The sequence below is a fragment of the Methylocystis sp. B8 genome, assembly GCF_005771425.1.
GTDB lineage: Bacteria > Pseudomonadota > Alphaproteobacteria > Rhizobiales > Beijerinckiaceae > Methylocystis.
Map to the genome: position 1 here is coordinate 1 of NZ_VBTZ01000018.1, position 8,019 is coordinate 8,019.

The window sequence follows — 8,019 nt, forward strand, 5'->3', positions numbered from 1 at the left end:
TTCAGGCCCTTCGGGGCCTTTTCCGATTCGATATCCGTCGAGAACCCGTATTTATAGGCGTCAACATCAATCGACTCGACAGCCGCAACGGTCTCCTTAAGAGCCGCCATTCCTATTCTCCTCATGACACCGGGTCCGCTCGCTCGCCGAGCCTTTCGCCCGGCAATAGCCCCGGTGGAAAATCGCGGACATCCTCAAGAAATGTTGTGCAAGAACGGCGCCGGCTCGCTTCCGCTACTCCTTACGCCGCTTCCTCCATTCACCCATTTTTCTCCTCATCCCCAACGCCTTATTGGGCGGCAAGCCAGATTAGCGCTAGCTTTCTGACAAAGGCGGGGCGCCTCGCGACAATTGTCAGAAATACTCCCGACTCGCCCTGCGTGCAGCCATTAAATCCAGTGCAGCGCCGCCCTGTCCTCTCCAAACGCGCTAGAAGAGGATCCAATATGAAGCGCGTCGCGCATCGCAAATCCGCAAACGAAAGGCCCCGTTTGTCCGGCCTCAGCCCAAACGAGACATGCGCCGATCGCGCTAGACCCTTCGCGCGAGCGAACGCAAATAGCCCTGCATGTCGTCCGCGAGTTCAGTGTCGATGGCAGGCGCGGCCTTTAGCAGCAAATTGGCGACGAAGGCTTCGTCATTGCGCGGATCTTCGAGCGCCTCACGCAGGATCGGTAAATTGTCTTCGATATGCGCGAGAAAAGAGACGCCCTTCTCCAGCGTCTCGTTCCAGCGCTCGCGATGCCATTTCGCGAGAGGATACATGATCTCATGCACGAAATTTGACTTTCGGGCTTTTTCGAAAAAGCGCAGCCCGGCGTTCCAATTTTCGCGCGCGCGTAGAGGCGGCGGCGGGATATCCTGTAGCAACATTTTCTTCCCCGCCTGTCCGACGAAATCCTCAAGACTCACCGGCGCATCGATTGTTGCGCGAAAATACCAGAGCGCGTTGGAGCCAGGAAACTCCTTCCCATAGGTCGACGTTAGCGCGTTCTCGACCTTGTCGACCGAAGCGCCGTCTCCTTTCAACGCCGCGGTCATACAGAAGGCGAAGATGGCGTCGTTGCCGACGCCTATCACGATGTCGCTGTTAAGTTGGGCGGCTTTGAGTTTCGGCGTTACGCCGTCAGGCGGAGGGGAAGCGTCGCCGGCGCGCACCGCCGTCAGGAACGCCGTGATCTCCAACCATCCGGTAAAGTGTGCGATGAATTCGTCAGCATCCACGCGGACAATTGCGAGATTTAACGGCTTCTTGCGGGCCTGCAACTCGGCCATATCGGTCATCACGGCACCTGATTTCGATTGATGCGGCAAGTCGGCGGCGGATTTCACTTCTTGCTGCGCTGATCAATCCGAAGTGATCATCACCTCTGGAGCTCCCTCTGAGTCGTCAAATTCATCCTCCTCGGCAAGTTCGACGCCAGTCAAACAAACATCTCCGTCGTCCACAACGATGGTGATTGGCGTGAGCTTCTTACCTTGGCAAGGGCCGATGAAACATTCGCCAGTGTCAAGATCGAATTGTGCGCCGTGATGGCCGCAGGTAAGGAAATTGCCCTCCTCGTCCAAAAATTCTCCGGGGTTCGCATCCAGGCGCTCGCCCATATGCGGACATGCGTTCTCAAAACCGAAGAACTGGTTGCCCTTCCGCGTGATCAGAATATGCCAAGGCTTCGGCTCTCCGGTCGATTCAATCCGCATGAGAGAAAAGCCGGAAGCTTGGCCGTCATCGATCTCTCCGTTTTGGCAAATTACATAGAGTTCGCCCATGTTCCGGTTTCCTTGCTGGCGTTACGCGCCGTCGTCCGGCGCATAATCCGTGCAAGCGGCGAGCCAGCCGCCAAGCAGATCGCGTCTTTCACGCTTTTTGCAAAAAGGTTATTTCTGGATCCCGTTTCGACCGAAGGGGAAGAGCCATGACCGTCATCGAGCACGACTTCGGACTCGCAGATCGTTTGACCGAGCGGCGCTTTGCGCGTCTGCTCGAGCTCGACGCGCTGCACGAGGCGAATATTCGCTCTAATCCCTTGCCCTATCTTGAACGGGCGAGTGAGCGCATTTTTCGGCTGCGGGAAGTGCTTTACGATGCGCTTTCAGCAGCCAAAGCCACGTCTCCGCAGGGCGCTTCGGAGACGCGCAACGTGCTCGTCGACGCGGCAGAATATCGTCGCCTAAGAGAATGTCTCGCAATCCTGGAAGCGGGCTTCGCCAAATTCGGAGAACTCGACGACGCCTTGTAGCAAGGCTTGAATTGGGAAGGCTCGCAGCTCTGCGATTTGGCGAAATGAAAGCTGTTGATCGCGCCTTGGTCGCCCGCCGCCGCAGTGAAGCGCCCCCAGCATTCCTAGATCGATAGTCTCGAATTCAGGCGGTCTCTTTTGCTTTAACCGGCGGCTCCCATTTAAAAACTTCAGCCTTCGCGCCGCCCGGAAGCATCGAGAATCCGGAGGCGTCCAGGACCTTTGAAAGCCCCTGTCCCTCGCCGGTCGATAGGCTAATGTATATGGGGGCGGCGCGCGAGATCAGCGGATCGAACAACATCTTAAACACGCTGTCGTCACGATGCGACGACGCCACTGCCGCGAGGCGGACGTTGATTGTCTCTTTGTTAGAAAGCGCCAAGTCCAGAAGATCGCGCTCGGCCAACAGGGCGCCGACGATCTCCTTTTCCTCGTTCAAGACGACCGTAGAACAATTGCTTGAACAGCATTCCATCAGCCGAGAGAGCGCACGCTCCTGATCGGCGTCGCTATCGATCGAAACTGGGACGTCGGCCGCGACGCCTCGAAGCAAGTCCCATATTCCCTTCATGTCGCTGAGCGACGCCTCCCTGCAGGCCAGTTCAGACACGTTCTAGCTCCCTCATCGATATGCTCGCGCAAGGCGACAATGACGCGAAGCAATTTGCATTCCCGCTTGCGCGACCGCGGCGCGCAAGAGCAGGAGACGACCCGAATTATGGCAAGGGATTTGCGACATCTGCCCTTCAGATGAACTGAGGACCAACGATGACTGATGACGGTTATTTTGTGGACTGGGACGGAAATCTACGCAGCACAGACGATCCTGGCGGCGGCTATCTGTGCGAAGTCGATAAGGTCGCCCGCTATGTCGCGATTATGACGAAGAGCGGCGCACTGGTGCATGAAGCCACCTATTACAAAGCTCAGGACGACGTCGCCAAAGCGGGCATCAAGGCGCCTCTCGTTCCGGGGTCACACCCTTGGGGTAGCAAGGCGGACGGATTTTGAGAGTGTTCAGGAGAGAAGGGAGAATCCTTCGCCATGCTGCCCACGACCATTCTCATTAACGAGCGCCCGCGCTGCGTCGTACGTCCGACCGACAACAAGGATCTCAATCGCTTTTTGCGAAACGGCAAAGGCTTCCTGCTGGCGCAAGCGCCGGAGGGGAAAATCACGCACCGGCCGGCAAGCGACATCGAGGTTTCTTATTGGAGGGAAGCCCTGGCGCTACATAAGGCCTGGGGCGGAGATGACGAGAACTTCTTTGGAGTTCCGCTCCCGGAAGAAGCCGCCCAGCTAGTATGAAGCTTTCTTTTTGCGGGCGAACGCGCGGATGACGAGAATCTCAACTTATGTCTTGTGCGCCAGCCAACCGAAGCCAGCGCCCAGAACGCAGACTCGGCGTTCACTCCTCCATACTGGGCGCAAGGATGACTTCGGGAGGGGCGCCGGGACCCTGCCCATCCAGAAATTCGACGGCGCTCACGCGTGAGAGGCCGCCGTCACTCTCCATGAGCACCACGGCTTCTTGAGGCAATTCGGCCAACCTATTCAACAGTTCTCCGACAGTCACTGAGTTCACTCCCCGCCTGTCCTAAGGCTATTCGCGTCGCCCGCGTCTACGTGAGACAGATCATCCGGGGTGAATCATAATCTCCATCGTGTCTTCGAATTCCTCATCGTCGTATAGCTGCGGTTCCTCCTCGCTGAGTTCCACGCCACAGAGACAGATGTCGCCATCCATGACGACGATTGGAATGGGCTCCAGAGCCTTATCCTTGCATGATCCTTTAACGCAGACGCCCGACTCAATATCGAATTCCGCCTTGTGCCGGCCACAGCGCAAATGCGTATGGTCGTCGCTGAAAAACCTGCCGTCACCAATATTCAGCCATGTTCCCTGGTGCGGGCAGGTGTTCAAATAGCCGAAAAATTGATCGCCTGCGGCGCGAACGACAAAAATTGAATAGGGCTGAGTTTTTCCGTCCACGGTGACGCGCGATAGGCTGAACGCTTTCGCTTCGCCTGGCTGGATTTCCTTTGTCGCGCAGATGACGAAAAGTTGAACTTCGCCACTCATCCTCCCGAGCTCCCATTGATCCTGACGGCGGGCGCCTGTCATGCCCCGCCCAAGAGCTAATCCTCTGCTCTACAGAGACAATCGCCCATCGCCTTAACAGCCGTTTCTGTTAGGTTGATGCAGGAATCTTGCCGGTGAGGGCGCGGCGCGAGAAAAGGTTGCGTTGAAGCGGCTTCGCGCATGCACAAAAAGGAAAATGATGATGAGCATTATGACGGTCGTGGAAGAGGCAAACAAGGATGAATTGTCTCGTCTGGCCGGCTGTTACCTGTTTTCGGGCACCAAGATTTGGACCGAAGCGGGGGTTGCTCACCGTCAGGATGGGCCAGCCGTCGTTCTCCCTGACGGAACGGCGCGCTGGCTCATTCAAGGAAAGGACGTCACGCGCGCTGTGAACGCTTTCTTTTATGAAAACAAATGGCCAATCGACAAAGGACTAGACAGTCCGGAAAAGCTTGCCCTGTTCAAGCAGAAATTTATTGAGTGAATCGCCCGCCGGCTCATGCGCCGGCGGGTTTTAAGCTATCGATCATAGCCTCCCGCCGTCAGGCTGCGGCGCCGGCCAGCGCCTTTTCACGAGCAGATTCGAGCTGCTGCCGAGAAAGACGAAAGATGCCGCGGCCTCCAGCCAACGCCTGATAGAGAGTTGGAGCCGCGTCGCTCAATTCCTTAAACCACTGCTGAGGCGACAGCGGGCTCGGTCGCTCGCTGATTTCGGCGACCGTGCCGTCGGACGCGAAACGGACATGGATTATCGCGATATCAGTCATCATATTCTCCGTATTTACATGCCAGAGCCGAAGCCAAGCAGCTCCACCTTGATGTTCTCCGTGCCAAGGACAGTGGCGAAGCATGCAAGGCGGGACTTGGAACCGACGCCGACGATCGCGTCGAGCTTCTCGTTCTCTTCGCGGGATGTTTTGGAGAGCCCTTTGCGCCCTTCGTGCACGAAGACATGCCATGCGCTCAGGTCGCTCTTGGCTGCGTCGAAATCCGGCAAAAGCTTTTCATCCGCTGACCGGATCGCGGTTAGCAGCGTCGTACCCTCGCTGGCCTCGACTGTCTTGCCCGACGGCATGATCGTGATAGTTGCCATGGTAGTTTTCCTTACTCCCTGTTAGTTCAGATCAATAAATCGCCGCCCCGGCGCCTACGTTGACGGAAGCGTCCTTCATCGTCTCAACGATGAAGGCGATGTGGCTTTCAGTAAGATGCGCATGGAACGGCAGTGCGACGCATCGATCGCTGATTTTCTCGGTGACGAGAAAATCTCCGCGACGATAGCCGCAATCGAGATATCGCCGCTGCGTGTGCAGCGGCGCGCTATATGCCGCCGCTTCGATATTTTCCACGCCGAGATCCTCGACGATCGAGTCTCTCGACGACCGGCTGAACCGCGTGCCGAGATGCACGACATAGAGGAACCAATGAACTTCAGTCACATCAGGGGCGATGTATGGGTCCTTGATTCCCTCAAACGACTTGATGTGTTTGAAGTAAAAGTGTTCGATGAGCTTGCGCTTTTCCAGAATCTCTTCAATGCGATTGAGCTGGGCCAGGCCGAGCGCGGCTGTGATGTCGCTCATTTCGGCTTGATATGGCGCGCAGGAACCGACGACGACTGAAGAACGTTCAGCGAACTTGTGCGCGCGAAAGCGTTTCAATGCGACGGCGACGTCGATGTCGTCCGTAACGACCATGCCGCCTTCGCCGCAGACGAGAGGCCCCGGCTGAGAGAAATCGAATACCGAGGTGTCGCCAAGGGCGCCAACAAGACGGCCCTTGTATTTCGAGCCGATCGCCTCAGTGGAATCCTCCAACAAGGCGATGCGCTTCTTCTTCACGATTTCGCGTAACTCGTCCCACGGCGCCGGATGTCCGTTGGTGTTGCTCCCGACGATCGCGCGGGTCTTCTCGGTCAGCGCCGCCTCGACCTTCGCCGGCGCGATTGTTCCGGACCAATAGTCGATATCGACGAAAACGGGACGCGCGCCGCTGAGAGCGATGGCGTGAACCGTTTCCCTGAAGGAATACGGCGTAGCAATAACTTCGTCGCCCGGCTCTACGCCATGCGCGAGAAGCGCAAGCAGCAGCCCCATCGTTCCGCTGGATGTCGCGACCGCGAATTTTCTTCCAAGATAAGCGGCAAACGCGGCCTCAAACGCTTCGACGACCGGACCGCTGGAAAAACGACTCGATCGCAGCACCGTCTCGACGGCGGCGATGTCTTCAAGCGTCACATCGGGATCCGAGAGCGGAAGGAACTGAACAGAGTCCGCCGCGCCGTCGCCGCCCTCTTCCGCTTCATATTCCATCGCCGACGTCACTACGCAATCCTCCGGTAGGCAAGAATGATCCCCGTCGCCTCCGCCGGCTCGCTCGTGACCTGAACGCAATGATCCTTTCCATTTAAAAGGTGCAGGTCACAAGCGGCATAGCTCGAATGGGGCGTCTCGATCACATCCGAAGCGTCGCATTTCGTAAAAGAGAGATGCGGAAATTTTTTGCGCAACTCCGCGAGGTCGGGCGCGCCGCCATGCATAAGGATCGCCCCGATCTGCGCCAGCTCTTCTGTGCTCACACCCATGCTCATCCTCTTCCGCGCTAAGCTACTGCCAAAAGCGGCGTTCGACGTCTTCGTTGAGATAGTCGAGCAATTCGCTCAGTCGCTCAAAATCGCGATCAAACTCCCAGACGCCGACCGAATGATCCTTGCGAAGAAGGCGCCAATTTCGTGAGCGCTCGTCAAAGAGAAGCAACGCGACATCGACGACGCCGCCATCGGGATCGATGTTCCTCGAACAGCAAGGGCTCTGAATTCTGTAACCATTTGCTGTCTTCAACAGGATCGGCGTGACGTATCGGTAGCGGCGCCGCTTGGTGAGCGCGCGTTCGATCCGCTTGAAGTCAAACTCATTGGGCTGCGACGGACTCGAACAATCCGTTTGCATCGCCAACGCCAGTCGCATCGCGTTCATCACTAATCACAAGGGCTCGATCTCTTCTTCAAGGCAACCGACCACCAATCCATCCCCGAACTCGACAAGATAGATCGGCGTATTGGAGTCCGTGTGACTGCCAACTTGGACGATCTCGCCCAGCCCGCCGCTTGGCACCAGCAGCGCCTCCGGCTCCCTGTCCGGAAAGCCGCCGTCGTTAATAAGGTCGTTCAGCGTCTTTACGCGCTGACCCCACTGATATTTGGGAAGTCTCGGGTCAATCATCTCGCTGCGGCTCCAGGAAGCGGCAGTTCATCCTCCTCGTCGCGCGCAACTGCCGGCTCAAGCTCCTTACGTTTCATGCCGACGCGGTTGCCGCTTTCGGCGAACTCGACGCCGTAGATGTAGAACTGCTGGAGAAAGGTTCCGATGCTGACGACATAGCCAATCTCGCCCTTCTTCGCGAGAATGTCGCCGATCTCCTTGCCGGCATAAGTGCCATCGTTGCGGATCGTCCGCTTTGCCTTCACTTTGTCGCCGAAGGAGAAGTAAGCCGGTTCGGTCAATTCGCACACTTCACTGTCGCGTACGATATTGCTCATCGCTTGCTTCTCCTTCGCGATATCCGTCGCTGGCTACGCGGCGTTGATGAGAGCGCCTTGTCGGATTTCGGCGTCGCCGCGCTGGACGTGTTCGATTTCGCCGGCGTTGACCTTGTCGAGATAGGCCTTGAACCAGGCGATCGCCGACTTCTCGA

16 protein-coding genes are annotated in these 8,019 nt (G+C 57.3%); 4 read left to right on the forward strand and 12 right to left on the reverse strand.

All coding sequences use genetic code 11. The annotated features are described in order from the left end of the window. Positions 1–531: 531 nt before the first annotated feature. Together FEV16_RS16595 and FEV16_RS16600 are read right to left on the reverse strand one after the other, a co-directional pair. On the reverse strand, positions 532–1,284 hold the full coding sequence (locus tag FEV16_RS16595) for a hypothetical protein (RefSeq protein ID WP_138168716.1): 753 nt from the start codon (positions 1,282–1,284) through the stop codon (positions 532–534). A gap of 63 nt (positions 1,285–1,347) precedes the next feature. Next, complete coding sequence (locus FEV16_RS16600; RefSeq protein WP_138168717.1) at positions 1,348–1,770, reverse strand: Rieske (2Fe-2S) protein; 423 nt, start codon at positions 1,768–1,770, stop codon at positions 1,348–1,350. Between the two features lie 146 nt (positions 1,771–1,916). On the opposite strand from FEV16_RS16600, the gene FEV16_RS16605 reads away from it, so the two are divergent. Next, positions 1,917–2,240 carry a hypothetical protein gene (locus FEV16_RS16605; protein WP_138168718.1) on the forward strand — a complete coding sequence of 108 codons (324 nt, stop codon included), beginning with the start codon at positions 1,917–1,919 and terminating at the stop codon, positions 2,238–2,240. 124 nt (positions 2,241–2,364) lie between these two features. Here FEV16_RS16605 and FEV16_RS16610 read toward each other — a convergent pair whose 3' ends face one another. Further along, on the reverse strand, positions 2,365–2,850 hold the full coding sequence (locus tag FEV16_RS16610) for a hypothetical protein (RefSeq protein WP_138168719.1): 486 nt from the start codon (positions 2,848–2,850) through the stop codon (positions 2,365–2,367). 158 nt (positions 2,851–3,008) lie between these two features. Here FEV16_RS16610 and FEV16_RS16615 point away from each other — a divergent pair, with 158 nt between their 5' ends. Together FEV16_RS16615 and FEV16_RS16620 are read left to right on the forward strand one after the other, a co-directional pair. Continuing rightward, the gene (locus FEV16_RS16615) at positions 3,009–3,251 is read left to right on the forward strand and encodes a hypothetical protein (protein ID WP_138168720.1); all 243 of its coding nucleotides are present in this window, start codon (positions 3,009–3,011) and stop codon (positions 3,249–3,251) included. Between the two features lie 33 nt (positions 3,252–3,284). Further along, positions 3,285–3,548 (forward strand): hypothetical protein, encoded by a 264-nt coding sequence (locus FEV16_RS16620; RefSeq protein ID WP_138168721.1) that lies wholly within the window; start codon positions 3,285–3,287, stop codon positions 3,546–3,548. Positions 3,549–3,648: 100 nt separating this feature from the next. Here FEV16_RS16620 and FEV16_RS17040 read toward each other — a convergent pair whose 3' ends face one another. Both FEV16_RS17040 and FEV16_RS16625 read right to left on the reverse strand, forming a co-directional pair. After that, positions 3,649–3,798, reverse strand: coding sequence for a hypothetical protein (locus tag FEV16_RS17040; protein ID WP_171015279.1), 150 nt, complete (start codon positions 3,796–3,798; stop codon positions 3,649–3,651). Between the two features lie 78 nt (positions 3,799–3,876). Then, positions 3,877–4,323 carry a Rieske (2Fe-2S) protein gene (locus FEV16_RS16625; protein ID WP_138168722.1) on the reverse strand — a complete coding sequence of 149 codons (447 nt, stop codon included), beginning with the start codon at positions 4,321–4,323 and terminating at the stop codon, positions 3,877–3,879. 202 nt (positions 4,324–4,525) lie between these two features. Here FEV16_RS16625 and FEV16_RS16630 point away from each other — a divergent pair, with 202 nt between their 5' ends. Further along, a complete protein-coding gene (locus tag FEV16_RS16630; protein WP_138168723.1) occupies positions 4,526–4,810 on the forward strand; it encodes an aldehyde dehydrogenase in 285 nt (94 codons plus the stop codon). A gap of 58 nt (positions 4,811–4,868) precedes the next feature. Here the strand turns inward: FEV16_RS16630 and FEV16_RS16635 are convergent, their stop codons facing one another. The 7 genes from FEV16_RS16635 to FEV16_RS16665 are packed head-to-tail and all read right to left on the reverse strand — an operon-like array spanning position 4,869 to position 7,864. Next, complete coding sequence (locus FEV16_RS16635) at positions 4,869–5,096, reverse strand: hypothetical protein (protein ID WP_138168724.1); 228 nt, start codon at positions 5,094–5,096, stop codon at positions 4,869–4,871. An 11-nt stretch (positions 5,097–5,107) separates the two neighbouring features. Next, positions 5,108–5,419 carry a ferredoxin gene (locus FEV16_RS16640; protein ID WP_138168725.1) on the reverse strand — a complete coding sequence of 104 codons (312 nt, stop codon included), beginning with the start codon at positions 5,417–5,419 and terminating at the stop codon, positions 5,108–5,110. Positions 5,420–5,450: 31 nt separating this feature from the next. Further along, positions 5,451–6,638 carry a DegT/DnrJ/EryC1/StrS family aminotransferase gene (locus tag FEV16_RS16645; protein WP_138168729.1) on the reverse strand — a complete coding sequence of 396 codons (1,188 nt, stop codon included), beginning with the start codon at positions 6,636–6,638 and terminating at the stop codon, positions 5,451–5,453. 11 nt (positions 6,639–6,649) lie between these two features. Then, the gene (locus FEV16_RS16650; RefSeq protein WP_138168726.1) at positions 6,650–6,910 is read right to left on the reverse strand and encodes a hypothetical protein; all 261 of its coding nucleotides are present in this window, start codon (positions 6,908–6,910) and stop codon (positions 6,650–6,652) included. A 22-nt stretch (positions 6,911–6,932) separates the two neighbouring features. Beyond that, on the reverse strand, positions 6,933–7,301 hold the full coding sequence (locus tag FEV16_RS16655) for a DUF3024 domain-containing protein (protein ID WP_246657395.1): 369 nt from the start codon (positions 7,299–7,301) through the stop codon (positions 6,933–6,935). Positions 7,302–7,307: 6 nt separating this feature from the next. Next, positions 7,308–7,547 carry a nitrogen fixation protein NifZ gene (locus FEV16_RS16660; RefSeq protein WP_138168727.1) on the reverse strand — a complete coding sequence of 80 codons (240 nt, stop codon included), beginning with the start codon at positions 7,545–7,547 and terminating at the stop codon, positions 7,308–7,310. Further along, on the reverse strand, positions 7,544–7,864 hold the full coding sequence (locus tag FEV16_RS16665) for a nitrogen fixation protein NifZ (RefSeq protein WP_138168728.1): 321 nt from the start codon (positions 7,862–7,864) through the stop codon (positions 7,544–7,546). Before FEV16_RS16665 ends, FEV16_RS16660 begins: the two co-directional genes overlap by 4 nt. Positions 7,865–8,019 lie beyond the last annotated feature (155 nt).